This is a genomic window from Stenotrophomonas geniculata, from assembly GCF_034508895.1.
Classification (GTDB): Bacteria; Pseudomonadota; Gammaproteobacteria; order Xanthomonadales; family Xanthomonadaceae; genus Stenotrophomonas; species Stenotrophomonas geniculata.
Window position 1 is genome coordinate 1090924 of record NZ_CP140571.1, and the last position, 25694, is coordinate 1116617.

The 25694-nt window shown below is 68.0% G+C and carries 27 protein-coding genes; 15 read left to right on the forward strand and 12 right to left on the reverse strand.

Translation table 11 applies throughout. The features are described 5' to 3' along the window. Window positions 1-45: 45 nt before the first annotated feature. The 4 genes from hemA to ppk2 are packed head-to-tail and all read left to right on the forward strand — an operon-like array spanning window position 46 to window position 4930. Window positions 46-1329: a glutamyl-tRNA reductase gene (gene hemA, locus RI032_RS05250; protein WP_010481752.1), complete on the forward strand. Its 1284-nt coding sequence runs from the start codon at window positions 46-48 to the stop codon at window positions 1327-1329. Beyond that, window positions 1307-2389: a peptide chain release factor 1 gene (prfA, locus tag RI032_RS05255; RefSeq protein ID WP_010481754.1), complete on the forward strand. Its 1083-nt coding sequence runs from the start codon at window positions 1307-1309 to the stop codon at window positions 2387-2389. The genes hemA and prfA overlap by 23 nt, the downstream gene beginning before the upstream one ends. A 5-nt stretch (window positions 2390-2394) precedes the next feature. Next, window positions 2395-4101: an O-linked N-acetylglucosamine transferase, SPINDLY family protein gene (locus RI032_RS05260; RefSeq protein ID WP_322547947.1), complete on the forward strand. Its 1707-nt coding sequence runs from the start codon at window positions 2395-2397 to the stop codon at window positions 4099-4101. Between the two features lie 46 nt (window positions 4102-4147). Continuing rightward, the gene (gene ppk2 / locus RI032_RS05265; protein WP_134959242.1) at window positions 4148-4930 is read left to right on the forward strand and encodes a polyphosphate kinase 2; all 783 of its coding nucleotides are present in this window, start codon (window positions 4148-4150) and stop codon (window positions 4928-4930) included. A 554-nt stretch (window positions 4931-5484) separates the two neighbouring features. Here ppk2 and RI032_RS05270 read toward each other — a convergent pair. After that, complete coding sequence (locus RI032_RS05270) at window positions 5485-6054, reverse strand: TlpA family protein disulfide reductase (protein ID WP_019338136.1); 570 nt, start codon at window positions 6052-6054, stop codon at window positions 5485-5487. Then, the gene (locus RI032_RS05275; protein ID WP_019338135.1) at window positions 6051-7325 is read right to left on the reverse strand and encodes a YihY family inner membrane protein; all 1275 of its coding nucleotides are present in this window, start codon (window positions 7323-7325) and stop codon (window positions 6051-6053) included. Before RI032_RS05275 ends, RI032_RS05270 begins: the two co-directional genes overlap by 4 nt. Window positions 7326-7402: 77 nt before the next feature. Here RI032_RS05275 and wrbA point away from each other — a divergent pair, with 77 nt between their 5' ends. The 3 genes from wrbA to RI032_RS05290 all read left to right on the forward strand — a co-directional run bounded on the left by wrbA (window position 7403) and on the right by RI032_RS05290 (window position 8893). After that, the gene (gene wrbA / locus RI032_RS05280; RefSeq protein ID WP_010481764.1) at window positions 7403-7996 is read left to right on the forward strand and encodes an NAD(P)H:quinone oxidoreductase; all 594 of its coding nucleotides are present in this window, start codon (window positions 7403-7405) and stop codon (window positions 7994-7996) included. After that, a complete protein-coding gene (locus RI032_RS05285; protein ID WP_049408967.1) occupies window positions 7993-8328 on the forward strand; it encodes a DUF2069 domain-containing protein in 336 nt (111 codons plus the stop codon). Before wrbA ends, RI032_RS05285 begins: the two co-directional genes overlap by 4 nt. A 79-nt stretch (window positions 8329-8407) precedes the next feature. Then, window positions 8408-8893 (forward strand): asparaginase domain-containing protein, encoded by a 486-nt coding sequence (locus tag RI032_RS05290; protein ID WP_010481766.1) that lies wholly within the window; start codon window positions 8408-8410, stop codon window positions 8891-8893. 120 nt (window positions 8894-9013) lie between these two features. Here RI032_RS05290 and RI032_RS05295 read toward each other — a convergent pair whose 3' ends face one another. The 6 genes from RI032_RS05295 to sufT all read right to left on the reverse strand — a co-directional run bounded on the left by RI032_RS05295 (window position 9014) and on the right by sufT (window position 15011). Continuing rightward, window positions 9014-10753, reverse strand: a complete 1740-nt coding sequence (locus tag RI032_RS05295; RefSeq protein WP_029379778.1) for a S8 family peptidase — start codon at window positions 10751-10753, stop codon at window positions 9014-9016. A gap of 365 nt (window positions 10754-11118) precedes the next feature. Next, window positions 11119-12141, reverse strand: a complete 1023-nt coding sequence (locus RI032_RS05300) for a M23 family metallopeptidase (RefSeq protein WP_322547948.1) — start codon at window positions 12139-12141, stop codon at window positions 11119-11121. A 1-nt stretch (window position 12142) separates the two neighbouring features. After that, window positions 12143-12478 carry a transcriptional regulator gene (locus tag RI032_RS05305; RefSeq protein WP_322547949.1) on the reverse strand — a complete coding sequence of 112 codons (336 nt, stop codon included), beginning with the start codon at window positions 12476-12478 and terminating at the stop codon, window positions 12143-12145. After that, window positions 12475-13131 carry a hypothetical protein gene (locus RI032_RS05310; protein WP_043398163.1) on the reverse strand — a complete coding sequence of 219 codons (657 nt, stop codon included), beginning with the start codon at window positions 13129-13131 and terminating at the stop codon, window positions 12475-12477. The genes RI032_RS05305 and RI032_RS05310 overlap by 4 nt, the downstream gene beginning before the upstream one ends. Before the next feature lie 174 nt (window positions 13132-13305). Continuing rightward, on the reverse strand, window positions 13306-14400 hold the full coding sequence (locus tag RI032_RS05315; RefSeq protein ID WP_010481775.1) for a branched-chain amino acid aminotransferase: 1095 nt from the start codon (window positions 14398-14400) through the stop codon (window positions 13306-13308). A gap of 59 nt (window positions 14401-14459) precedes the next feature. Then, window positions 14460-15011, reverse strand: a complete 552-nt coding sequence (sufT, locus tag RI032_RS05320; RefSeq protein WP_012479222.1) for a putative Fe-S cluster assembly protein SufT — start codon at window positions 15009-15011, stop codon at window positions 14460-14462. Between the two features lie 122 nt (window positions 15012-15133). Between sufT and RI032_RS05325 the strand changes: the two genes are divergently transcribed. Beyond that, window positions 15134-15553 carry a hypothetical protein gene (locus RI032_RS05325; protein ID WP_322547950.1) on the forward strand — a complete coding sequence of 140 codons (420 nt, stop codon included), beginning with the start codon at window positions 15134-15136 and terminating at the stop codon, window positions 15551-15553. Between the two features lie 111 nt (window positions 15554-15664). Here the strand turns inward: RI032_RS05325 and RI032_RS05330 are convergent, their stop codons facing one another. Beyond that, window positions 15665-17125, reverse strand: a complete 1461-nt coding sequence (locus tag RI032_RS05330) for an NAD(P)(+) transhydrogenase (Re/Si-specific) subunit beta (RefSeq protein ID WP_322547951.1) — start codon at window positions 17123-17125, stop codon at window positions 15665-15667. After that, complete coding sequence (locus RI032_RS05335) at window positions 17122-17442, reverse strand: NAD(P) transhydrogenase subunit alpha part 2 (protein ID WP_005408173.1); 321 nt, start codon at window positions 17440-17442, stop codon at window positions 17122-17124. The genes RI032_RS05330 and RI032_RS05335 overlap by 4 nt, the downstream gene beginning before the upstream one ends. A gap of 98 nt (window positions 17443-17540) precedes the next feature. Here RI032_RS05335 and RI032_RS05340 point away from each other — a divergent pair, with 98 nt between their 5' ends. From RI032_RS05340 to RI032_RS05350, 3 genes are read left to right on the forward strand one after another with little or no spacing between them, the layout of a single operon-like run. Then, window positions 17541-18125 carry an RNA polymerase sigma factor gene (locus RI032_RS05340; RefSeq protein ID WP_029379779.1) on the forward strand — a complete coding sequence of 195 codons (585 nt, stop codon included), beginning with the start codon at window positions 17541-17543 and terminating at the stop codon, window positions 18123-18125. Beyond that, entirely contained in the window at window positions 18122-18448 is a 327-nt protein-coding gene (locus RI032_RS05345; RefSeq protein ID WP_049447330.1) for a hypothetical protein, read from the forward strand. Before RI032_RS05340 ends, RI032_RS05345 begins: the two co-directional genes overlap by 4 nt. Window positions 18449-18451: 3 nt before the next feature. Next, on the forward strand, window positions 18452-18904 hold the full coding sequence (locus tag RI032_RS05350; RefSeq protein WP_057503671.1) for a DUF3106 domain-containing protein: 453 nt from the start codon (window positions 18452-18454) through the stop codon (window positions 18902-18904). Window positions 18905-18989: 85 nt separating this feature from the next. On the opposite strand, the gene RI032_RS05355 is transcribed toward RI032_RS05350, so the two are convergent. Both RI032_RS05355 and RI032_RS05360 read right to left on the reverse strand, forming a co-directional pair. Beyond that, entirely contained in the window at window positions 18990-20069 is a 1080-nt protein-coding gene (locus RI032_RS05355) for an NAD(P) transhydrogenase subunit alpha (protein WP_257472110.1), read from the reverse strand. A gap of 52 nt (window positions 20070-20121) precedes the next feature. Continuing rightward, entirely contained in the window at window positions 20122-22443 is a 2322-nt protein-coding gene (locus tag RI032_RS05360; RefSeq protein WP_322547952.1) for a DUF1631 domain-containing protein, read from the reverse strand. A gap of 331 nt (window positions 22444-22774) precedes the next feature. Here RI032_RS05360 and RI032_RS05365 point away from each other — a divergent pair, with 331 nt between their 5' ends. Genes RI032_RS05365 through RI032_RS05380 form a run of 4 tightly spaced genes read left to right on the forward strand, consistent with a single transcriptional unit; the run spans window position 22775 to window position 25629 of the window. Next, window positions 22775-23356 carry a nitroreductase family protein gene (locus RI032_RS05365; protein WP_010481787.1) on the forward strand — a complete coding sequence of 194 codons (582 nt, stop codon included), beginning with the start codon at window positions 22775-22777 and terminating at the stop codon, window positions 23354-23356. After that, window positions 23353-24288: a 5'-3' exonuclease gene (locus RI032_RS05370; RefSeq protein ID WP_019338109.1), complete on the forward strand. Its 936-nt coding sequence runs from the start codon at window positions 23353-23355 to the stop codon at window positions 24286-24288. The genes RI032_RS05365 and RI032_RS05370 overlap by 4 nt, the downstream gene beginning before the upstream one ends. Continuing rightward, window positions 24285-24839, forward strand: a complete 555-nt coding sequence (locus tag RI032_RS05375) for an NUDIX hydrolase (protein WP_057503657.1) — start codon at window positions 24285-24287, stop codon at window positions 24837-24839. Before RI032_RS05370 ends, RI032_RS05375 begins: the two co-directional genes overlap by 4 nt. After that, the gene (locus tag RI032_RS05380) at window positions 24832-25629 is read left to right on the forward strand and encodes an N-formylglutamate amidohydrolase (protein WP_322547953.1); all 798 of its coding nucleotides are present in this window, start codon (window positions 24832-24834) and stop codon (window positions 25627-25629) included. Before RI032_RS05375 ends, RI032_RS05380 begins: the two co-directional genes overlap by 8 nt. The last annotated feature ends 65 nt before the right edge of the window (window positions 25630-25694 follow it).

Here is a 25694-nt window from a genome sequence, read left to right on the forward strand (position 1 = left end):
AAAATGTCGTCCAATGGCCAGCAGCTTATCGCAAGCAACTGAACAATGACCCTGTGGGTGCTCGGACTGAATCACCAGACCGCACCGGTGGAGCTGCGCGAGCGCGCGGCCTTCGCCGGTGAGGCGTTGCCGCGCGCGCTCGGTTCGCTGCGCGATACCCCGCAGATCGCCGAGGCGGTGCTGCTGTCCACCTGCAACCGCACCGAGCTGTATGCCGTGGCCGATTCGGCACAGGCGCTGGACCAGTGGCTGCACACCCAGGCCGGCGACCTGCAGGGCTACCTGTACCAGCACGCCGATGCCGAAGCCGTGCGCCACCTGTTCCGGGTCGCCACCGGCCTGGATTCGATGGTGCTGGGTGAACCGCAGATCCTCGGCCAGGTGAAGGATGCCTGGTCGACCGCGCGCGACCACGGCCTGCTCGGCCAGCGCCTGGACCGCCTGTTCCAGCAGACCTTCTCGGTGGCCAAGCGTGCGCGCACCGATACCCAGGTCGGCGCCAACCCGGTATCGGTGGCGTCGGCCGCAGTGCGCCTGGCGCAGAACGCGTTCGCCCGGCTGGACGATTCCACCGTGCTGCTGGTCGGTGCCGGCGAGACCATCGAACTGGCTGCACGGCACCTGAGCGAAGGCAAGGTACGCCGGCTGCTGATCGCCAACCGCACCCTCGCCCACGCGCAGGAACTTGCCAGCCGCCATGGCGGCGTGGCCCTGCCGCTGACCGAACTGGACCGCCACCTGGGCGAGGCCGACGTGGTGTTCTCGGCCACCGCTGCGCGCGAACCGGTGATCCATCGCGAGATGGTGGCCAAGGCCCTGCGCGCGCGCCGGCACAAGCCGATGCTGCTGTTCGACCTAGCCGTACCGCGCGACATCGAGGCCGAGGTCGGCACGCTCAACGATGCCTTCCTCTACACCGTGGACGATCTCGAGCGTGCGGTGGAAGACAACCGCCGTGGCCGCCGTGAGGCCGCCGCCGAAGCCGAGGCGATCATCGACCTGCAGGTGTCGCGCTTCGTCGAGACCCAGCAGGCCAGCGCCCACCAGGCGCCGCTGCGGCAGCTGCGCGCGTTCGGCGAAGCCACCCGCGCCGAGCTGCTGGAGCGCGCACGCCAGCAACTGGCCAACGGCAAGCCGGCCGATGAAGTGCTGGAGCTGCTTGCCCACGGCCTGACCAACCGCCTGCTGCATCCGCCGACCGCCGCCCTGCGTGCGGCCGCGCTGAGTGGCGATGCCGACCTGACCCGCGCCGCCGAGCGCCTGTTCCCGGCCACGCCGGGTTACCGCCACCCACCCGTGAGACCCGATGACGCCGACCCTGCGCCGTAAGCTGGAAGCGCTGGCCGAGCGCCGCGAAGAACTGGAACGCCTGCTCGCCGAACCCGATGTGGTCGCCGACAACACTCGTTTCCGCGACCTTTCGCGCGAATTCGCCCAACTTGAACCGATCGCCATCGCCCTGGCTGATGAAGCCCGTGCCAAGGCCGATCTGGCAGCCGCCGAAGGCATGCGCGCCGACCCCGACCTGCGCGAGCTGGCCGACGAGGAAATCGCTGCTGCACAGGCGCGCCTGCAGGAACTGGAGCAGGAGCTGGCGCTGCTGCTGGTGCCGCGCGACCCGCGCGACGAAGGCAACCTGTTCCTGGAAGTGCGCGCGGGTACCGGCGGCGACGAGGCAGCGATCTTTGCCGGCGACCTGTTCCGCATGTACGCCCGCTACGCCGAACGCCAGGGCTGGAAGGTCGAGATCGAATCGGACAGTCCGGGCGAGCACGGCGGCTACAAGGAAGTGGTGGCGCGCGTGGTCGGCCGTGGAGCGTTCTCGCGCCTGAAGTTCGAATCGGGTACGCATCGCGTGCAGCGCGTGCCGGCCACCGAATCTCAGGGCCGCATCCACACCTCGGCGGCCACCGTAGCGATCATTCCCGAGGCCGATGAGGTCGATGACATCGTCATCAACCCGGCCGACCTGAAGGTGGATACGTTCCGCTCGTCCGGTGCCGGCGGCCAGCACGTGAACAAGACCGAATCGGCCATCCGCATCACCCACGTGCCGACCGGCGTGGTGGTGGAATGCCAGACCGAGCGCAGCCAGCACGCCAACCGCGACAAGGCGATGAAACGCCTGAAAGCACAACTACTGGACGCCGAGCGCCAGCGCCAGGACGCGGCGCAGGCCGAATCGCGGCGCCTGCAGGTCGGCAGCGGCGACCGCAGCCAGCGCATCCGCACCTACAACTTCCCGCAGGGCCGGATCACCGACCACCGTGTGGAAGGCCTGACGCTGTACGACCTGCCCAACGTACTGGCCGGCGACCTCGATCCGCTGCTGCAGCGGCTCAGCCACGAGCACCAGGTCGACGCCCTGGCCCAGCTGTCGGCGGGCTGAGCACGATGACGGCCTGGCAGCAGCGACAGCACCTGCAACAGGCGATTGCACGCCAGCCCGGCGACTTCGTCGCCTGGGTCATGCTGGCCGATGTGGAACTGGAAGCCGGCGACATCGCTGCCGGCGAACAGGCCGCGCGACGTGCCCTGCAGCTGCGCCCGAATCACCCTGAAGCACTGGCACGGTTGGGTCGCGTGGCCTGGATGGCCGGCGCGCATGCCGACGCGGCGAAGCTGCTCGGCCAGGCCTCGGCGCTGGCCCCGCAGCACCCCGGCATCGCGTTGTGGCTGGGCCATGCGCTGGAAGATGCCGATGATGCAGAAGGTGCGGCGGCGGCCTATCGCCGTGCACATGCGCTGATGCCGGACGAACCCTATATCGCCGCGCAGCGCCTGGCCTGGCAGCGTCGCCTCTGCGACTGGCAGGACGTGGATGCGCTGGCCACACAGGTGCGTGGCGCCCTGGCCACCGGGCAAGGCGTGGTCGAACCGTTCGCGTTCCTCAGCGAGGATGCCAGCGCGGCCGAACAGCTGGCCTGCGCGCGTGCACGCGCCGCAGTGGTTGCTTCGGGGGTACGTCCCCTTCCTGCCGTGAAGGTGCGCGCGCACGGCCCCCTGCGCGTCGGTTTCCTTTCCAATGGTTTCGGCGCCCATCCCACCGGGCTGCTGACCGTGGCCCTGTTCGAGCAGCTGCGTCATGACCCGGCGTTGCAGCTGCATCTGTTCGCGTTGAACCGCGACGACGGCAGCCGCATCCGCCAGCGCCTGCAGACGGCCACACAGCTGCATGATGTGGCTGGCCTGCGCCATGCAGACACTGCCGCACGCATCCGCGCACAGGGCATCGACCTGTTGTTCGACCTGCGCGGCTGGGGCGGCGGCGGCACGCCGGAAGTGCTGGCGATGCGCCCTGCCCCGCTGCAGTTGAACTGGCTGGCTTATCCGGGCACCTCGGGCGCGCCGTGGATGGATGCGGTGATCGGCGATGCCTTCGCCCTGACACCCGCACTGGAGCCGCACTACAGCGAACGCGTCCAGCGCCTGCCACGTGCCTTCCAGCCCTCGGACAACACCCGCATCCTGGCGCCAGCACCATCCCGCGCCGAGTGCGGCCTGCCCGAACACGGCGTGGTGTTCTGCTGCTTCAACAACAGCTACAAGCTCAACCCGCGCAGCATGGGCCGTGCCTTCGCAGTGCTGCAGGCGGTGCCAGGCAGCGTGCTGTGGCTGCTGTCCGGGCCCGGCCAGGCCGATGCGCGCCTGCGTGCCGCCGCACAGACCGCAGGCCTGGACCCGGCGCGCCTGGTGTTCATGGCCAAGCTGCCGCATCCTCAGTACCTGGCCCGTTATCAGCTGGCCGACCTGTTCCTGGACACGCATCCGTACAACGCCCACACCACCGCCTCCGATGCACTGTGGGCCGGCTGCCCGGTGCTGACCTGCCCCGGCGACACCTTCGCCGCGCGCGTGGCCGGCAGCCTCAACCACCACCTGGGGCTGGCACGGATGAATGTCGCCGACGATGCCGGGTTCATCGCCACCGCCAGCGCCCTGGGCAACGATCCGGCAGCACTGGCGGCGTTGCGCGCTGAACTGGCACGGGCACGCGAAGACAGCGGCCTGTTCGACATGGCCGGATTTGCCCACGACCTTTCGGCGCTGCTGCAGCATCTGGCGGGCGAACAGGGCTGGCAGGGCCTCGACATCGCCTGAGCGACCCCTGCGCTACGCTCGGGCTTCCTCCCCGCGTGGTGTGACGATGGCCAAGCTCAAGCGCAAGGACTACGACGAACTGCTGCTGCCTTTGCAGCTGGAACTGACCGCGATGGCGCGCTGGGTGCAGCACAGCGGGCAACGCCTGCTGGTGCTGTTCGAGGGACGTGATACCGCAGGCAAAGGCGGCGCGATCCAGGCCATCAGCCAGCATCTCAACCCGCGCCAATGCCGGGTGGTGGCGCTGCCCAAGCCCACCGACCGCGAAGCCACGCAGTGGTACTTCCAGCGCTACGCCTCGCACCTGCCGGCCGCCGGCGAGATCGTGCTGATGGACCGCAGCTGGTACAACCGCGCAGGCGTCGAGCGGGTGATGGGCTATTGCAGCGAAACCGAGTACCAGCAGTTCCTGCATCAGGCGCCGGTGTTCGAACAGCTGCTGGTGGACGACGGCATCCTGCTGTTCAAGTACTGGCTGTGCGTGGACCAGGAGCAGCAGGAAAAGCGCTTCGCCGAACGCCATCTCGATCCGCTTAAGGGCTGGAAGCTCTCCCCGGTCGACCTGAAATCGCGCAGCAAGTACAGCGCTTACACCGAGGCCCGCGAGTCGATGCTGCGCGCGACGCATCGTGAGGCGGCGCCGTGGACGCTGGTGGATTTCAACGACCAGCGGCTGGGCCGGCTGACCCTGGTGCGCAACCTGCTGGACCGGCTGCCGGATACGCGGGTGGATGCGCCGTTGCCGGAGCTGCCGAAGCTGAAGGGCAAGCTGCATCGCGAGCACTACGATGTGCTGAAGCCGATCGAGGATTTCCCGGTCGAGGAATAGGGTGGGTCGGCAGGGCCTGCGGCCCTGCACCTGCTACGAACCAAGGCAAAAGCAACAGCCGAAGCAGAAGCGGGTTACCTGTGGGTAGGCGGGGTGGGTCCGGTTGCGGGGGACGCTGCAAGTACGTCCATGTAAGCTCGGTCGCCGCATCCATGCGGCTCACGCCCCCGCAACCGGACCCACCCCGCCTTCGACAGATTCTCGCGACCTGCAGCAGATCGACGACATGCGTGGATGCTCTTCATTCGATTGTCGAAATATTCGATTTCAATGGAGATTCATCCACGCACGGCGTGGATCTAACGTGTCGACCAAGGTCGACACCCACCAACAGCCGCAGAAATCTGTCAGAGGCGGGGCGGTGTCGGAGTGCGGGGTGTCAGCCGCATGGATGCGGCTGCCAAGCCTACATGGACGTACTTGCGGCGTCCCCGGACTCCGACACCGCCCCGCCACAACACGGAAATCGCACTTTGGCAGTTGCTGTTGCTGTTGCCGTTGCCGTTGCTTGAAAGTTTCGGCGGGTGCAGGGCGCAGCCCTGCCGATGCCCAACCTACTTGGCAGCAGCGATCTGCTTTTCGATGTCGGCGGCCGTCACCGGGCCGAGGAAGCTGTGCGCCAGCTTGCCCTGCGGGTCCAGCAGGTGCGTCAACGGCAAACCACGCGGCGTGGCGAAATCCGCCGGCGGGTCGAACGGGTCCACGATCACGATCGGATAGGTCACCGGATGCTTGGTCAGGAACGACTGCATCTCCGGCACCTCGATGTCTTCATAGGCCAGGCCGACCACCTCGATGTTGCTGCGCATCGCGTGCAGCGCCGACAGCTCCGGCATTTCCTTGCGGCACGGTGCACACCAGGTCGCCCAGAAATTCACCACCACCCACTTGCCGCGATGCGCAGCCAGGTCGTAGTCGCTGCCATCCACTGCCTTCATCTTCAGCGTCGGGAATTCGGCAGTGGTGCGCTCGGCCGGGGTTTCATCGACCGGTGCCGGAGTGGTCGGCGTCGGCGCCTGTGCCGGTGGCTGGCTGCTGGCGGGGGTCGGCTCCTGGGCCGGCTTGCAGGCCGACAGCGCCAGCAGCAGGGCCAGCGGGAGCAGCAACGGGGTCTTGCGGGTCATGGCATGTCTCCGGAATCGGTGTAGATATCGCTGACCTTGCGCTTGAGGCGTTCGCGCAGGGGCAGCCGCAGATCGTCCAGTGCTGCCAGCGCAGCACGGCCCAGGCTGTCGTCGCGGTAGGGCAGATGCTGCTCGGCTACCGGGATGCGCAGCTGGGTGCATTCGTACAGATCGGCCAGGCTCACCTGGTCCAGGTCGCGCGAGAGCAGCCATTCGCCGCGTTCATCGCGGCGCAACAGGCCGATTTCCTGCAGGTTGCAGGCCAGGTCCTGCAGCAGCGAGTCGGTCAGCATCGGCTCCAGACGCAGGATTTCATCGTCGGCCAGGCCCTTGCCCTTGGCACGTGCATGGTGGAAGCGGCCGAGCAGGCGCAGCAGGCCATAGAACTCGTAGCCCTGCGGCAGGCGCAGTTCCACCGGCTGGTAGCGGAAGGCCGCCATCGACGAGGACAGCGACGCGCCCAGCAGCACCGCCACCCAGCACAGGTAGATCCACAGCAGCAGGATCGGCACGAACGCCACCGTGCCGTAGAGCTTCTGGTAGGACTGGAAACTGCCCAGATAGGCGCCGATGCCCCACTTCACCAGTTCCAGGATCACCGCCGCGAGAATCGCGCCGGGCACCGCGTGCCGCCATTTCACGGTGTGGTGCGGCACCACCCGGAACATCAGCGTGATGCAGACGAACTCGATCAGGATCGGCGCCAGCCGCAGCGCGAACTCGGCCAGCCAACGACCTTCCTGGGTCCCGAACAATGGCATCGCGAACACACGCGCCGACACCGCCAGCGAAGCGGCAGCGAGCATCGCGCCCAACGTCAGCACGGTCCAGTAGACCAGGAAGCGGGTCAGCTTGGGCCGGGTCGAACCGACCCGCCAGATCTGGTTGAAGGTCTCTTCAACGCTGTTGAGGGTGATCAGCAGCGAGACCACCAGCGCGATGAAGCCGGCGGCGGTGAGCTGGCCGGCACTGGCCGAGAACTGCCGCAGGTAGCCCTCCGCCGCACGCGCGGCGTTGGGCACGAAGTTGGAGAAGACGTAATCGCTGAGCTGGTCGCTCCAGCGGTCGAAGACAGGGAAGGCCGAGAGCACGCCGAACACCACGATGGCCAGCGGCACCAGCGCGAACACCGTGGTGTACGCCAGCGCCGCCGCTGCCTGGAACAGGCGGTCGTCGAGGAAGCGATGCCACAGGAAGCGGCCGAAACTGATGGCCCGTGCGCGATCCCGCGCGCGCTCCATCCACAGGTTGAGCGTATCCAAAGGTTCCATCGGCGAAAGGGTACCCGATGCGGAATGCTCGCAGGATAGCCATACTGGTGGCCACACGACGAGGAGGAGCGGGCACGATGGGCGAGATTCTGGTGCTGTACTACAGCCGGGGCGGTTCGGTGGCACGGCTGGCGCGCCAGATCGCGCGGGGCATCGGCGAAGTGCCGGGCATGACCGCGCGCCTGCGCACGGTGCCGCCGGTGGCCGCGGTGACCCAGACCGCACAGCCGCCGGTGCCCGACGATGGCGCCCCCTACGTGAGCGTGCAGGACCTGGTCGAATGCCAGGGCCTGCTGCTCGGCAGCCCGACCCGCTTCGGCAACATGGCCGCCCCGGTGAAGCATTTCCTGGATGGGCTGGGCGCCGAATGGGTCAACGGCACCCTGTCGGGCAAGCCGGCCGGCGTGTTCACCTCCACCGCCTCGATGCACGGCGGGCAGGAATCGACCCTGCTGTCGATGCAGGTGCCGCTGCTGCACCATGGCTGCGTGATCGTCGGCATCCCGTTCACCGAGCCGGCGCTGAGCCACACCACCAGTGGCGGCACGCCCTATGGCGCCAGCCACGTCGCCGGTGCCGCCGACGACCCGCAGCCGACCGACGACGAGGCGGTGCTGGCGCGCGCGCTGGGCCACCGGGTGGCCGACATCGCGCAGCGGCTGGCCCGATGAGCGCCGCGCCGCGCACGGTCCTGCTGCTGGCCCTGATGGGGCTGGCCGCGCTGTTCGCCGGCTGGTTCATCAATGACAAGCACTGGCTGGCCACCCAGCTGGTGTTCACCGCGCCGCCACTGGCACTGGCCATCGCACTGCGCCTGGGCTGGCGCAAGGCCGGTTTCTGGGCCTCGGTGCTGGCCCTGGGCTGGTTCAGCCACGGCGTGATGAGCGCCTGGAGCCACCCGGAGACGCGCTGGCTGGCGCTGATCGAGATCGCGCTGGCCCTGCTGGTGATCTTCAGCGCCAGCCTGCCAGGGCTGCGCGCCCGCTTCGGCAAGCGACGCTGACGCTGCGCCCGCCGGGCCGTATCATCTGTGTTCCTGGCCCCGCGCCGCTGTACCTGTCCTGGTTTCGCGCATGCACATGATGGAAGAGCTCCTGGTCGTCACCACCGGTGGCACGATCGACAAGATCTACTTCGACGACAAGTCGGACTACCAGATCGGCGACCCCCAGATCGGCATGATCCTGCGCGAGCTGGGCGTGACGTTCCGCTTCAATGTGATTCCGATCCTGCGCAAGGATTCGCTGCACATCAACGATGAAGACCGCGAACTGATCCGCGCCACCATCGCCGCGCAGCCGACCCGGCACGTGCTGGTGACCCACGGCACCGATTCGATGGTGCAGACCGGCAAGGTGCTGGCGACGATCCCGGACAAGACCATCGTGATGACCGGCGCGCTGAGCCCGGCGCGTTTCCGCGGTTCGGATGCGGAGTTCAACATCGGCTGCGCGATCGGTGCGGTGCAGTCGTTGCCGAGCGGCGTGTACATCGCGATGAACGGGCGGATTTTCGACCCGCAGCACGTGCGCAAGAACGTGGCCGCGAACCGCTTCGAATCGGTTTGAGGAACGGCGTGCCGACCAAGGTCGGCACCCACCACGGCGCGGCGGCACGCACCACCGCGCGGCCCCATGCAAAAACGCCCCGGCCTAAGCCGGGGCGTGCCCATGGAGAGGGGCTTGGGCTCAGTACTGGGCGTTGAGGGTCAGGCCCGAGAAGGTGCTGTACGCCTTCACCCGCACATACCAGGTGCCGGCGGCGGGGCTGTTGACGGTGCAGGTTTCAGCATTGCCGCTCAGGTACGGACGGCAGGTGTACACCGTGTCGGTCGGGGCACTGCCCTGGCGCAGATACAGGTCGGCGTCACCGCTGCCGCCACTGATCGCCACGCGCAGCTGGGTGCTGCCGGCCGGAACGTTCACGGTGTAACTCAGCGAAGCGCCGCTGGCAGCGCCCAGGCCGGTCACCGGAACGTTGTTCTGCAGCACGTTGCCACCCGGGTTCGGGCCGCCGCCGTTGATCGCTGCAGCGACCGCCGCGTCGGCGTCGATGATGCCGGCGCCGCAGCCACCCGAGCAGGCGCCCGGCAGCGGGCGTGCGGTGCTCTTGATGATGCTCTCCACCTGCGCCGGGCTCAGCGGGCTCGGGGCTACGGATTGCATCAGCGCGACCACGCCGGCCACGTGCGGTGCCGCCATCGAGGTGCCGTTGTACGAAGCGTAGCTGGCACTGCCCGGGGTAGTGGTGCCGCTGTTGAGGGTGGACAGGATGCCCTGGCCCGGTGCCGAGATATCGATGCCGTTGCCATAGTTGGAGAAGCTGGCACGCGCACCGGCCGAGGTGGTGGCCGCCACTGCGATCACGTTCGGGCAGTTGGCCGGCACCGACGAGGACACGTTGGTGTTGCTGTTGCCAGCGGCGACCACCACGGTGGTGCCACGGCCGACAGCGCCATTGATCGCGTTCTGGTAGGTGGTCGAGCAGCTGCCACCGCCGCCTAGCGAGAGGTTGATGACCTCGGCCGGATTGGCATTGGCCGGCACGCCGCTGACGCTGCCGCCGGAGGCCCACACAATCGCGTCGGCAATGTCAGAGGTGTAACCGCCGCATTTGCCGAGCACGCGCACCGGCACGACCTTGGCGTTGAATGCGGTACCTGCCACGCCGGTGCTGTTGTTGGTCACCGCCGCCACCGTACCGGCCACGTGGGTACCGTGCCAGCTGGAGTTCGAGCCCGGGTAGCCCGCCTGGCACTCGTTGTCGCCGTACCAGTCGCCCTCATCGTTCGGGTTGTTGTCGCGGCCGTTGCCGTCGCGCGCCATCGCCGCATCGCTGATGAAGTCGTAGCCCGGCAGGATGTTGGCATTGAGGTCGGCATGGTTGGTGATGCCGGTGTCGATCACCGCCACGACCACACCGGTGCCGGTGGCCTTGTCCCAGGCCGGCCGGATGTTGATGCCGGCATTGGAGGTGCCGAAGCCCCATTGCTCGCTGAAGCGGGTGTCGTTCGGGGTCAGCGTGGCACGCATGATCTGGTCGACTTCAACGTATTCCACGTTCGGGTCGGCGGCCAGCTTGCGCATCAGCTGCTCGGATTCGGCCTGGTCGAGCGGACGATCGGTCTTGACCAGGGTCGGGCCGACGGCCAGCTTGCGGACCTGCTGCAGGCCCAGCGCGCGGCCCTGGCTGCTGGCCAGGCCGGCGGCGGCACTCTTCAGTGAAGAGGCCAGTGCGGTGGTGTTGGCCACCGGCGCGCTGCCGTCGCGGTACTTCACGATGAAACGCTGGTGGGTCTGCGCGGACTGCAGGCCGCTGAGCTGGACATCACCGGCCAGCGCAGGCGTGGCCAGCAGCAGCGATGACAGGACGGACGCACCAAGGACCACCCACACTCGACGCACACGCGGTTGCGTTACCTGGGACATCGTATTTCCCTTTCTTGTGGTGTGAATGCCGGAATCGGCAGAAGCACCGGCCCGAACCCTGGGCTGGCTTGCATTGGCGAGGTTCGAAGTCCGGCGAGCCAGCGGATCCCCCTTCCGATCCGCCGTGCAGATGACGCTAAAGACCAAAACCGGACACCACAAGATTTTCAGCGTCTTTTCAGCAAGATGAAATGTTCGTTCTGAGACTTCCCGGGTCGAGGGTTTGTGAAGGTGAAGGAACTTTCTCGTGCCCTGCACGCACCTGACTGGGTCATCACATGTCCTGCGATGACTTTGCCGACATCGGCGTCCACTGCTGGCACCAACGACCGCGGAGCGCCTGCCCGCCGCGTCGGACGCGCTGACTACTTTGCCTGCGGAACGCGCGCCGGCCGGATGCGCTGCCCTTTGACCGGCTCGCCGCGTGCAACCGGCTGGCCATCGGCCACGTAGCCGGAGAACTGTGCCGGCAACGCTTCGCCGACACCGAACACGGGCCCGGCCTGCAGCTGGTAGTGCAGGTGCGGCTCGGAGGAGTTGCCGCTGTTGCCACAGTCACCGAGGTGCGCGCCGCTGCGGACAACCTGTCCCTGCGCGACGCGCACACTGCCCTGGCGCAGGTGCGCCAGCACCGAGTATTCCTCATTGCCGTGGTCGAGGATGACGCGGTTGCCGGTGAGCTGGGCGGCATTCATCTGGCCCGGCACGTTGTCGGCCACACCCTCGATCACCTCCACCACCGTGCCGTCGGCTGGCGCGAGGATCGGGCGACCGAAGCAGTAGTAGTCATCGTTGCGCAGCCCATCACCGCGGTGCGAGCGGCCATCGCGGACCACCAGCAGATCCAGCGCGAAGCGCTGGCCGGCATGGGCCGCATGGTAGTTCTGTTCGACAGTACGCCCGCCCCAGAACACGAAGTACTCATCGTCGAACGGCAGTTGCAGCCGTGTGCGGGTCTGATAGTCGAGGAACCCGCTCGCCGCTGCCTGCGGCGGTGTGGTCTGTAGCGGGCGGATGTAGAAGCCGCCGATCCGCCCTTCGGCATCGATGGCCCACAGCACCTGGATGATGGCCGGGCTCCTGGCGAAGCGCGCCTGCCGCAGATAGGTGTCGAATCCATCAACCTTCTCGACCTTCTCACTGACCAGCTCGGTTTCTGCGCCCCAGCCCGCCAGCACCTGCTCGCGCAGCGCCACCAGGCTCTGCGGGGACTGCAGCCCCGCCTGCATCTGCGGCGTCATCCGTTCCCACAGTGCGTCGACGTGCCCTTCGTAGAACTGCGTGGTCAGCGTGGCGCCTTGTTGGCGCGGATCTGTGGCCGCAGCCGCACTGGGGAGAGCAGAGAAGGAAACAACCAGAACTGCAAACAGGCGCAGAAGCAATGTCATGTCAGGGGTCCTTTCGATCCGGATCGGGAAGGCCGGCAACGATGGCCGCCAGCTGCGTGCGGTACTCGGCCAGGGCAGTGCGGCCCCTCGGCGTCAACTGCAAGGTGGTCAGTGGGCGCTTGCCGCGGAACGACTTGTCGATGCCGACCAGACCTGCCGCCTCAAGCTTGCTCAGATGGCTGGAGAGGTTGCCCTTGCTCAACCCGCTGAGATGCTCGACAAATCCGAACTCGGCGGATTCGGCACCTGCCAGGATCGACAGGATCAGCAGGCGCGCCGGCTCGTGGATCAAGCGGTCGAGCTGGAGCAGCGCTCTGGAATCAGGCAGCTGGGTCATTCGACGTTCGTCCGCGCCGCCATGAACGCGCGCATCTCCACCTGCAGCCGCTGGAAGCGCTGGTGGTCACGCCAGCCGACCACGATCAGTGCGATGGATGCCAAGGGGAACACCGCGGTGCTCGGGCCGAAGCCGTACGCCTGCCCGGTGAAGGCCAGCGCGGCTTGGCACAGCAGGAACACGCCCACGATGAATTCCAGCGGTGTCCGCAGCCAGCGCCACACCACCCAGGGCAACAGTGCCACCACGACCAGGTAGCCAATGGCGCGCAGGTCCCAGGCGCGTTCGCCCATCGGTACCAGCCGGGTCAGCACGCTGCCGATCACCAGCACGCTTACCAGCGCGGTGAAGGCAATGAAGAAGCGCTGGAAATTGCGTTCGACAGGCGTGACCTGCTCTTCGACCTGGCCCAGCCGCTGGTAGTAGCGGCGTGCCATCCATTGCTTGCCGACGATCCACAGCACCGGCACGGCAATCAGCACGATGCGCAGCGCCAGGGTGGTCGGCAACAGAGCGCCGGCAAGAAACGAGGCCAGGCAGGCGATGCCGCCTGCCATCGCCGACAGGCCCCCGGCACTTCGCGAATACCGCGAGTATTCACGGGTCAGCGCCTGCAGGCGCGAGGAAGGATCAATGACGGACGGCTGCTGCATGACACGCTCCATCGGGGTCGCTTGAATTTAGTTTGCATTGCAAACATATTTGCGTCAAGTAATCACCTGCTGCGGTCTGGCGGGCGCGCCCACAATGCAGAAAGCCCGTCACTGGGACGGGCTTTCCAGAGGCGCAGTCGAGCATGGCTCGACGCTACGGTTCGGCGTGGGTGATCAGCCCAGCTTGACCAGCCAGTTGTGGCGGTCCGGCAGGCGGCCGTACTGGATGTCGGTCAGTTCCTTGCGCAGCGACATGGTCACTTCGCCGGCCGGGGCGTTGATGTCCCCCACCGAGAAGCCCTCGCCCTTCAGCTGGCCGATCGGGGTGACCACCGCCGCGGTGCCGCAGGCGAACACTTCGGCGATCTCGCCGGAGGCAACGCCGTCCTTCCACTCGTCGATGCTGACCTTGCGCTCTTCGACCTTCATGCCGCGGTCGCGGGCCAGCTGCAGGATGCTCTCGCGGGTAATGCCCTCAAGGATGCTGCCCGAGAGCTGCGGGGTGACCAGCGTGCCGTCCTTGTAGACCAGGAACACGTTCATGCCGCCCAGTTCTTCCAGGTACTTGCCCTCCACCGGATCGAGGAACAGCACCTGCGAGCAGCCCTGTGCCTGCGCCTTCTGCTGCGGCAGCAGCGAAGCCGCGTAGTTGCCACCGCACTTGGCGGCGCCGGTGCCGCCCTTGGCCGCACGTGCGTACTCGGTCGACAGCCAGATCGACACCGGGGCGACGCCCTTGGCGAAGTACGGGCCGGCCGGGCTGGCGATGACGTAGTAGCCGGCCTTGTGCGCGCCACGCACGCCGAGGAAGGCTTCGTCGCCGATCATGAACGGACGGAAGTACAGGCTCGACTCATCGGCCGACGGCACCCAGGCGCTGTCGACGGCGATCAGCTGCTTCAGCGATTCGACGAAGATCTCCACCGGCAATTCCGGCAGCGCCAGGCGCTGCGCCGAACGCTGCAGGCGACGGCCGTTGGCATCCGGGCGGAAGGTCCAGATCGAACCGTCGGCATGACGATAGGCCTTGATGCCTTCGAAGATTTCCTGGCCGTAATGCAGCACGGCTGCAGCCGGGTCCAGCTGCAGCGGGCCGTAGGCGCGCACGTTGGCGTTGTGCCAGCCGGTGTCCTTGTCCCAGCGCACTTCCACCATGTGGTCGGTGAAGTGCAGGCCGAAGCCCGGCTTCTCCAGGATCTGGGCGCGCTCTTCAGCGCTGCGCGGGTGGTCCGAACGGGTGACGGCGAAGCTGGGAATGGACTGGGACACCGGAGGATTCCTGTTCTGGTTGCGGGTAGTGCCGGGCCCGCGTCACTGCGGGCCCTGGGTCAAAGCATGCCGGTCTCGAGCCGGGCCGCCTCGGACATCATGTGCTGGTTCCACGGCGGGTCGAACACCAGGTCGACGTCGGCCTCGGCCACCGTCGGGATCATTTCAAGCTTGCTGCGCACGTCGTCGACCAGGATGTCACCCATGCCGCAGCCCGGTGCGGTCAGGGTCATCTTCACGTCGATCTCGCGCTGGCCTTCGTCCAGGTGCTTGATCTCGACCTCGTAGACCAGGCCCAGTTCGACGATGTTCACCGGAATTTCCGGGTCGAAGCAGGTGCGCAGCTGCTGCCACACCAGCTGTTCCACCTGTTCGTCGGTGGCATCGGCCGGCAGCTCCAGCGGTGCCGGTGCCTCCTTGCCGATGGCGTCCCCGTCCTTGCCGGCGATGCGGAACAGGTTGCCCTCGACGAACACCGAATAGCTGCCGCCCAGCGCCTGGGTGATGTACCCATAGCTGCCGGCGGGCAGGGTCACGGTATCGCCCTGCGGGACCATCACGGCCTCGCAATCGCGTTCGAAGTGGACAGGTTCGCTGCTACGGGAATACATGGGGACCGATATGGGGCCGTGGCCGGGGCCACGCAAGACGGCATTCTAGCCCAGCCGCCCCGGCACCGCCGGTGCACCGCGGCAAACCACAGTATCCTGTGGGTGATCTTCAGGGAGCTTCGATGTCCTCCAATGCCGCGCGTGCCAGGACCGTCACCTGGCTCTGGCCCCTCATGTTGTTGCTGGGCCTGCTTGTTGCTCCCCTTGCCTGGATGGTGCTGGCGCTGATGACCGGCCGGCAGGTCGGCTGGATGGCGGTACTGACCGCCCTGGAACTGGTGTTCATGCTGCGCATGGGTACGCTGGGCCCGGGCCGGTTGCGCATCGCGCTGGTCGTACTGGGCACGCTGCTGGTGGCCGCCGTGGCCAACTGGGCCATCGCCAGCGCCTGGATGGGCGGCTCGTTCGGGCTGGATCTGTGGGACGCCACGATGCGGATGGGCCCGCACCTGGCCTGGACCCTGATCACCCTCGCCAATGGCGCAATGGAATGGCTGTGGCTGGCCCTGGGCGTGGCCGTGGGCGCCTGGCTGGCGCGCTGACCGCGCAGATTCACGCCACGCGTGGATGAGGGTAGCGCCGGGCCATGCCCGGCGAGCGCAGCGGTCCGCACGAAACGCCGCCGGGCATGGCCCGGCGCTACCGGTACGGCCTCAATGCCCGCCGTCGAGCGCCTTCAGTTCGCTCACCAGCGAGGCTGCCGCTTCCGCACCGTCGCCGTACAGCATGCGGGTGTTGTCGGCGTAGAACAGCGCATTCTCGATGCCGGCAAAGCCGGTGCCCTTGCCACGCTTGATCACCACCACGTTGCGCGCGTTGACCACGTCCAGCACGGGCATGCCGTAGATCGGGCTGGCCGGGTCGGTGCGCGCCACCGGATTGACCACGTCGTTGGCACCGATCACCAGCACCACGTCGGTGTTGGCGAACTCCGGGTTGATGTCGTCCATGTCGGCGATCAGGTCGTAGGGCACGCCCGCTTCGGCCAGCAGTACGTTCATGTGCCCGGGCATGCGCCCCGCCACCGGATGGATCGCGAACTTCACCTTGACCCCACGCTGGCCAAGCCGCTGCGCCAGTTCCCAGATCTTGTGCTGCGCCTGCGCTACCGCCATGCCGTAGCCGGGCACGATCACCACGCGCTCGGCGTAGGCCATCATCGCCGCGACATCCGACGCTTCAATCGGCTTCTGCGCACCCGTGATCGCCTGCGCTTCCCCGGCGGCACCGCCGCCGAAGTTGGAGAACAACACGTTGCGGATCGGCCGGTTCATCGCCTTGGCCATCAGCCGGGTCAGCAGGATGCCCGCCGCGCCGACCATCATGCCGGCGATGATCAATGCCTCATTGCCCAGCACGTAGCCTTCGAACGACACCGCCAGGCCGGTGAAGGCGTTGTACAGCGAGATCACCACCGGCATGTCGGCGCCGCCGATCGGCAGCGTCATCAGCACGCCCAGCGCCAGTGCCAGCACGAAGAAGGCGACGATCGCCCAGGTGTGGAGCGTGCTCGCGGCGATGATCGCCAGCACCACCACCGCCAGTGCCACCAGCAGGTTCATCACCTGCTGGCCGGGCCAGGTCACGCGCTTGTCCAGGCGCCCATCCAGCTTGGCCCAGGCGATCACCGAGCCGGACAGCGACACCGCACCGATGGCCGCGCCGACCACCGCCAGCAGCAGCACCATGCCCGACGGCTGCCGTGCGGCCAGGTCGGCCAGCGCCTGCGCGCTCCAGTGGCGGGTATCGCGGTTGGCCAGGAAGGCGTAGCGCAGCAGTTCCACTGCACCGATCGCCGCCGCCGAGCCACCGCCCATGCCGTTGTACAGCGCCACCATCTGCGGCATGTCGGTGATGGCAACCTTGCCGGCCGACCACCAGGCCAGGCCGGCGCCGAGCAGCAGCGCCACCAGGATCAGCGGCACGTTGTGCAGTTCGGGCAGGAAGAACGTCGCCACCGTGGCCAGCAGCATGCCCAGCCCGGCCCAGCGGATGCCGCTGCGCGCAGTCAGCGGCGAGGCCATGCGCTGCAGGCCCAGCAGGAACAGCGTGGCGGCGACGAGGTAGCTGGCCTTGACCAGCCAATCGAGCAGTTCGACGGTGCTGATGTTCAAGCCTGCGGCTCCTTCGGCTCGTCCTTGCCGCCCTTGGGCGCGCTCGGCTTGAACATTTCCAGCATGCGCGCGGTGACCACGTAGCCACCGGCGGCGTTGCCGGCACCGAGCACCACGGCGAGGAAGCCCAGCGCTTTCTCCAGCGGTGTCTGCGCATGCCCCAGCACCACCATCGCACCGATCAGCACGATGCCGTGGATGAAGTTGGAGCCCGACATCAGCGGGGTATGCAGGATCACCGGCACCCGCGAAATGATCACGTGGCCGGCGATGGCTGCCAGCATGAAGATGTACAGCGCTACGAACCCGTCACTCACTGGCAACGCTCCTGCTCTGTCTTCGTCGTCCCATCATAACCATGGGCTGAACCCGGTGCGCGCCCGGCGTCAACCGAAGCCGCGCTCACGCGTTGTCGATGGTGACCCCGAGCGAGGAACCGTACCCTGTGCTGGTGAGCAGCCCCGTCCCCCCGAGCGCCGAGACCGATGCCCTGCCGGCGTCGCTGGAAGCGTTCCTGGCCAGCGTTGGCCCGCGTGCGTTCCGCTTCGCCGAGGCCGGCCTGCGCCAGCGCGAAGACGCCATGGACGCGGTGCAGGACGCGCTGCTGCGCATGCTGGACTACGCCGACAAGCCGGCGGCCGAATGGGCGCCGCTGTTCTGGAGCATCCTGCGCCGGCGCGTGATCGACGTGCAGCGCCGGCGCCGCTTCCGCCTGCCGTTCTGGCGCGACAACCAGGACGCGGAAGGCAGCGAGATCGATTGGGCCGATCCCGGCCCGGACCCGGCACAGGCGCATGAACAGCGCCAGCAGTACCAGCAGCTGGTGGACGCGTTGCGCCGCCTGCCCGCCCGCCAGCGCGAGGCGTTCACCCTGCGCGTGCTGCAGGATCTGGACGGGGCCACCACCGCCCGCGCCATGGGCTGCAGCGAAGGCGCGGTAAAAACCCATCTGGCACGCGCCCGCCAGGCGCTGCAGGATTACCTGGAGATCCACCCGTGAACCGCTCCCTGCCTTCCGATGACTCCCTGCGCGGCCTGCACGCGCAGTCGCTGCGCGCGCTGTCGCCGGCAACGCTGGCCCGGCTGCGCCAGGCTCGCCACGGCGCCACGGCCACCCATCGCGGGCGCTGGCGCTGGTGGCTGGCCAGTGCCTGTTCGCTGGTGGTGGCGCTGGGCATCGGCCTGCAGTTCACTGGCCATGGCACGCTGACGGGCCCTGCGCCGGCACCTGTGCTTGCCTCGGTGGAAGACAACAGCGCGCTCTACGACGAAAATCCCGATCTGTACCTGTGGCTGGGCGATACCGACCTGGCGATGGAGTGAATGATGTCCCGACTGCACGCCCTGCCCCTGCTAATGACCCTGTTGCTGCTGCCGGCCCTCCCGGCACTGGCGCAGAGCGCCGCGCCCGCCCCTGCCGCACGCCCCGCGCCGCTGCCGGCTTGGGAACAGTTGAGTGAAGCACAGCGGGAATCCCTGCTGGCACCGCTGCGCGACCGCTGGAACAGCGCCGATGCCGGCCAGCGCCAGCGCATGCTCTCGCATGGCCAGCGCTGGCAGTCGATGAGCCCTGAGGAACGCGACAAGGCCCGGCGTGGCCTGCGCCGCTTCGAGCACATGAACCCGGAACAGCGTGAGCAGGCCCGGGCCCTGTTCGGCCAGATGCGGGATCTGCCGCCCGCGCAGCGCGACGCACTACGCGAGCGCTGGTCGCAGATGACGCCGGAACAACGCAAGGACTGGGTGCGCGAGAACCCGCCGCCGGCGAAGCCGCGGTAACGCCTCCGCTTCGGTAGCGCCGGGCCATGCCCGGCGGATTTCCGCATACCGCTGCGCTCGCCGGGCATGGCCCGGCGCTACCGACTCACGCCTGCCAGCGCGTCTTCGCCAGCAGCTCGTCGTCCCAGTCGAAACCGAGCTGGCCTTCGCGCACGAACAGCGCGACGAAGTTGAGCAGGTTGCGCGCATACATCTCGCTGGCCTGTGTTGCACCGCGGCTGGCCAGGCCCAGCGGGCCATCGACGGTCACGCCCTGGTGTTCAATGCACTGCCCCGGCTGGGTCAGTGCGCAGTTGCCGCCGCTCTCCGCCGCCAAGTCCACGATCACGCTGCCGGTGGCCATGCCTTCCACCATTGCGGCAGTCACGATCGTCGGCGCCGGTCGCCCCGGTACCGCAGCGGTGCAGATCACCACATCCACACCACGCAGGTGGTCGGCCAGGCGGCGCTGCTGCTCGGCACGCTCTTCATCGGTCAACGCGCGCGCGTAACCGCCCTCGCCCGCCGCGCTCACCCCGAGGTCGAGAAAGCGCGCGCCCAGCGACTGGATCTGCTCGCGGGTTTCCGGGCGCACGTCGAAGCCTTCCACCTGCGCACCAAGACGCCGGGCAGTGGCAATGGCCTGCAGGCCCGCCACGCCCGCACCGATCACCAGCACCTTGGCCGGTCGCACGGTGCCGGCAGCAGTGGTCAGCATCGGGAAGAAACGGGGCGCGCGTTCGGCCGCGATCAGCGCCGCCTTGTAGCCGGCCATGCCGGCCTGCGAACTGAGCACGTCCATCGCCTGCGCGCGGGTGGTGCGCGGCAGCTGCTGCAGCGGGAACAGCTGCAGGCGGTCGCCAGCGGCCAATGCCGCAAGCGCCGGATCACTGGCCGGGGCCAGCAGGCCAACCACGCTGGCAGCGGGCTTGAGCTGCTCCAGGACCAACGCCGGCGGCGCCTGCACGCACAGCAGGATATCGATCTCGCCCCAACGGCCCGCGTCGAACACACGTGCGCCGGCATCGTCATAGGCCGCATCGGTGAAGCCTGCGGCCAAGCCGGCGCCGGCCTCGTACCAGACGGTAATGCCGAGGGCACCGAGCTTGCGCGCGGTTTCCGGCGTCAACGCCACGCGCCGTTCGCCCGGCGCGGTCTCCTTGATCCCCAGCAACGCCACGGCCATGCAGGTCCCCGCTGATCGGTGAGTTTTCCCGATCCTAGCAGGCAGCCACCGCTCAGTGCAGGGTGGCGCTGCCCGGGTCCAGCCGATCGATCACACCCTGCATCGCGCTGTCGAAGGCGCCATCGTCGACGTGGGCGCGCAGCCGGCCCAGCCGCACCATCACCGCCAGTTCCTCCGGCGAGGCCACGCAGAAGCGCACGCCGCGGCGGTTGACGAACAGCAGGCGCGAGGAGATCGGGCTGACCCAGGACAGCTTGCCGGCCTGCACCTTGCCGTCCTTGTCGACGAAGTCCAGCCAGTTGCCGATTTCCATGCGGCGGAAGCGGTCGGCGTCGGCGTTGTCGAAATCGTCGGCGTCGATCTGCCCGCCCAGCTCGACCGCGGGCGATTCAGCCACCGGCGGCGCCGGCAAGGCAACCTGCGGCAGTTCCGGCAGCGCGCGCTGCAGTTCCGGGCGCGATTCAGCAATGCCCTGCAGGGTGTCATGCAAGGCGTCGATGGCACCGGTGGCGGCATCGCCGTGCACGCCGACACTGGCAAATACCTTGGCCAGCACCGGCTGCCAGGCCTGCAGCCACGGCTTGCCGACGATCTGGCGGCGGGCCTCGGCCACTTCCTCCAGCAGGCCGTCAGCCAGGCTCAGTGCCTCGGCCACCGACGCGCCCTCCTCGCCCTCGCGCAGCAGCGCCAGGGTCAGGTGGTGCTGCCACGGCTGGCGCAGGAACTCGGCGATGGCCGGCGGCAGGGTGGCATCGCCGATGCGGCGGTCCAGTTCGGCACCGGCACGGCTGCGGGCCATTTCCAGCTTTTCCTGGCCGCGCTGCGTTTCGGCGGCGCGACGCTCGGCGATTTCCACGCGGCGGCGATGCTGCACGAGGAACTCGCGGAATTCTTCTTCCAGGGTCAGGAAGATCGCCAGGTTCTCGTTGAACTCGGCCACCAGCCGTTCGATGATCTCCTCGACCTTGGCCATCAGCATGCGCTCGGCCTGGCTTTCGCCGGTATTGCCTTCGCAGGCTTCGGCCAGCGAGTTGAGCAGCTTGCGTGCCGGGTGGGTCTTCTGCACGAACATGCGGCGGTCGAGCATCGCCACCTTGACGAAGGGCACCACCAGGCGGCCGATCAACTCGCGTGAGCGGCCTTCCAGCTCGCGTTCGTCCAGCATCACGTCGAACAGCATGCCGACCAGATCAATCGCATCCTCGTCCTGCGGGTCCAGCCGGGTCTGGCCGGGGTCGACGCCAAGACGGGTGGCGCTGGACAGCACTTCACTCTTCAATCGCTGCGCCAACGATTCGCCGTCCTCGCCGATGGCCGCACGCAGCGTCGCACTGGGCGTGGCCTGCAGCAGCGACAGCACCGACATCATCTCGCGCTGGCTCAACGGGCGGTGCTGGCCAACCGCGACCTGCGCGGCCGAGGTGGCGTCCTCGCGAACGTGGCGGGTCTGCTGCAGCAACTCATGCAGGGCCTCCAGCAACATCCCCTGCTGGCCGGCATACGCCTCGCCGCTGCCGGCATCCTCGCCCCCGAGGTGCTGCTGCATGTGGCCACGGCGCTCGGACCAGCGCGCGGCGAACCGCTGCGCCCAGGCCGGCGCGGCCTGTTCATCATCGCTGAATTCGGATTCGAAGCCCGCCGCGAGGCGCGGCTCGACCAGATCGTCCGCCCCCGGCGCCATGCGCGGGTCGGGCGCGGCCGACAGCGGACGCCGCGGCGCCCCCATCTGCGACATCACGCCAGCGGCGGCCAGCTGCTCGTCCAGCTTCTCGTAGATGCGGCCCACCGGCGCGCGCAGGTCGCGTTCGCACAGCTTGATCAGCACCAGGTGCACTTCCGGCGCCAGCTCGCAGCCGGCAAAGGCCTCATGGATGGCCACACCCAGGTGCTCGGGGCTGACCGGATTGTGGTCGGCATCCAGCTCGGCGCCGCCGATCAAGCGGCCCAGGCGCCGGTCCAGCCGCGCCAGCACCGGCTTGAAGTCGCGCAGCAGCACGGTGGCGAAATTGCGCACCGCCAGCCGCGATTCCAGTACATGTTCAGCCAGCAGGCTCAGGCCATCCTCGCCCGGTCCGGACAGGGTGGCTTCGGCCGACAGCGGCTCGCCACTGGCCAGTGCATCCCAGGCCCGCTGCAGGTGGCCGGCAAAGGCGGCGGCGATGTCCTCACGGCGGCGGCGCAGCTCGCGCATCGCATCCAGGAACAGCAGCTGCGACGAGCCTGCATTGCCGGCCCGGTCGAACAGTGCATCGTCGAAACGCGCCAGTGCGGCCCCGAAAGCCTGGCACAGCGCCGGCAGGACCATGTCCCGGGCACGCTGAAGCTGGACCGGGTCACGGCCCGGCGATCCCATCGGTGTGGGCGCGCTCATCATTCGGGAAGGCTCCCCACCTTCTCTGATACGACAGACAGCATGGACATCGCGACGACCGGTACACCCCATGTACCGGTACGTCGATGGTAGGCCGGCCAGCCCGTCACGGACAGTGAAACAGTCCTCACTTCAAACCTCATGACCGGCGGCCCGGCAAGATAGATATCGTAAGCCGTGCGAGGCCCACGAGGCGAGAGGAAGCGGTCGTCCCATTCCCGCCAGTGGCATGATGTTCATCACAGTTTGATATTCAGGGGCGAGACGCGACACAGACGGCGTCATTGACCACCCCGACTATAATCAAACACCCGTGATGACCGGTTCAGATTCCATGCCCGACCCCGCTGCCCTGCTTGCCCTGGATGCCCGCCGCTCGGTGCCCTCGCGGCAACTGGGCGAGCCCGGACCGGATCCGGCCACCCTGCAGCGCATGCTGGCCTCGGCCGTGCGCGTGCCCGACCACGGCAAGCGCGTACCGTTCCGCTTCCTGAAAATCGCCGGCGATGCACGTCACACTCTGGGCGACTTCCTGGCCGAGCGCAGCCGCCAGCGCGACCCGCATGCCGGTGAGGCGGTATTCGAAAAGGACCGCCAGCGTTTCAGCCATGCGCCGCTGGTGATCGTGGTGGTGGCCAGTCCGCGTCCGGACCCGAAAGTGCCCGAACAGGAACAGCTGATGACCGCCGGCTGCGTCTGCTTCGCCCTGCTGCAGGCCGCGCAGGCGCTGGGCTTCGGTGCGCAGTGGCTGACCGCATGGATGGCCTTCGATCCGGCCGTGCAGGCCTATCTGGGGCTGTCCGAGGGCGAAGGCATCGCCGGTTTCATCCATATCGGCACGCCGAAGGCCGCCGTCCCCGAACGCGAGCGCCCCGATCCGGCGGCCCTGCTGCGTGACTGGACGCCGCCGGCATGAGCCTGCCGGCAGCGCCGCCCTCGCTGTACCTGGTCGACGCCAGCATCTACGTGTTCCGCGCCTGGCACTCGCTGCCGGACCAGTTCCAGGACGCGCAGGGCTGGCCGACCAACGCGGTGCACGGCTTCGCCCGCTTCCTGCTGGACCTGCTCGAGCGCGAGCGCCCGCGGCACATCGCCATCGCCTTCGACGAAGCACTGGACAGTGGCTTCCGCCACCGCCTGTATCCGGCCTACAAGGCCAACCGCGACCCGGCGCCGGAGGCGCTCAAGCGCCAGTTCGTGCACTGCAAGGCGCTGTGCGCGGCGTTGGGCCTTGCAGTGCTGGCCCACCACGAATACGAGGCCGATGACCTGATCGGCAGCGCGCTGCACGTCCACCGTGGCAGCCACCGCGGGGTGATCATTTCCGCCGACAAGGACCTCTCGCAGCTGCTGCTGGATCACGACGAGCAGTGGGACTACGCACGCAACCAGCGCTGGGACGTGGCCGGGGTGAAGGCACGGCACGGCGTGCACGCTCACCAGATTGCCGACTACCTGGCACTGTGCGGCGATGCGGTGGACAACATTCCCGGCGTCAGTGGTGTCGGCAGCAAGTCCGCCGCCGTGCTGCTGGCCCATTTCGGCAGCATGGATGCGCTGTACGAACGCCTGGACGAAGTGCCGTTCCTGCGCCTGCGCGGTGCCGCGCAGATGGCCGTGCGCCTGCGCGAGCAGCGCGAGCACGCCCTGCTCTGGCGCCAGCTGACCACCATCGCGCTGGACGCACCTCTGGAAGGCAGCCAGCCCGGCCTGCTGCGCCAAGCGGCCGACCCGGAGCTGCTCGGTGGCCTGTGCCAGGCCCTGCGCTTCGGCCCGATGACCCGCCGTCGGCTGTTCGATGCCGCCGGCGTACCCGACATTCTTCCCACCCACAGCGAGCCCGCATGAGCCAGCGCAACACCGAAGCCCCGCGTGTCGTCTATGAAGGCAAGTACCAGCGCATGCTGGTGCGAGGCACCTGGGAGTACAGCGAACGCACCCATGCCGGCGGCCTGGCAGCGATCATCATCGCCGTCACCCCCGAGGACAACGTGCTGTTCGTCGAGCAGTTCCGCGTGCCGCTGCAGGCCCCCACCATCGAGATGCCGGCCGGCCTGGTCGGCGACATCCACGCGGGCGAATCAATCGAAGTTTCGGCCGTTCGCGAGCTGGAAGAAGAAACCGGCTGGACCGCCGACCACGCCGAAGTGCTGATGATCGGCCCGACATCTTCTGGCGCCAGCAGCGAGAAGATCGCCTTCGTGCGCGCTACCGGCCTGCGCCGGATCGGCGAAGGCGGTGGCGATGACAGCGAGGACATCACCGTGCACGAGATTCCGCGCAGTGAGGCTGCGGCCTGGCTGGTACAGAAGATGGGCGAAGGCTACGAGCTGGATGCCAAGCTCTGGGCCGGGCTGTGGATGATCGAGCACCACCTGGACGGACGCCCGCGTGGCTGACGCCGACATGCATGCGCTGCCGGCGCTGCTGGGCGCCGACGACCCGGCGATCTACACCCTCCACCGGCCGCAGGGCGCCTCACCGTACCTGCTGCTGGCCGACCACGCCGGCCAGCAGGTGCCGCGAGCATTGGAAGGCCTTGGCCTGGCGCAGGCCGAGCTGGACCGCCATATCGGCTGGGACATCGGCATTGCCGGCACCACCCGCGCACTGGCCGAACGGCTGGACGCCTGGGCGATCGAACAGACCTATTCGCGCCTGCTGATCGACTGCAACCGTCCGCTGGCCTCGCCGACGCTGATTCCGGAAGTGAGCGACCACACCGTGGTGCCGGGCAATGCCGGGTTGTCGGCGGCGCAGCGGCAGCAGCGTATCGATGCGATCCATGCGCCCTACCATGCGCGCATCGACGCCGAGCTTGATGCACGCCGTGATGCCGGCCGCCCCACGCTGCTGGTGATGATGCACAGCTTCACCCCGGCGATGAACGGCGCGCAGCGGCCGTGGCATGCTGGCGTGCTGTACCACCAGGACACGCGCTTTGCCCATGCCCTGCTGCAGGCACTACGCGACGAAGGCGACCTGGTGGTGGGTGACAACGAACCGTATTCGGTCAGCAGTACCAGCGACTACGCGGTGCCGGTGCATGGCGAAGGCCGTGGGCTGGTACACGTGGAACTGGAAATCCGCCAGGACCTGATTGCCGATGTGGCCGGGCAGCAGGCGTGGGCGGAGCGGCTGGCGCGGATCTTCAACGCGTTGCAGCCGCAGTTGCTGGCGTTCGATTGAACGTCATCCACCCGACCGAAGCTCGGTAGCGCCGGGCCACGCCCGGCGAGCCGCATCGCGGCGGC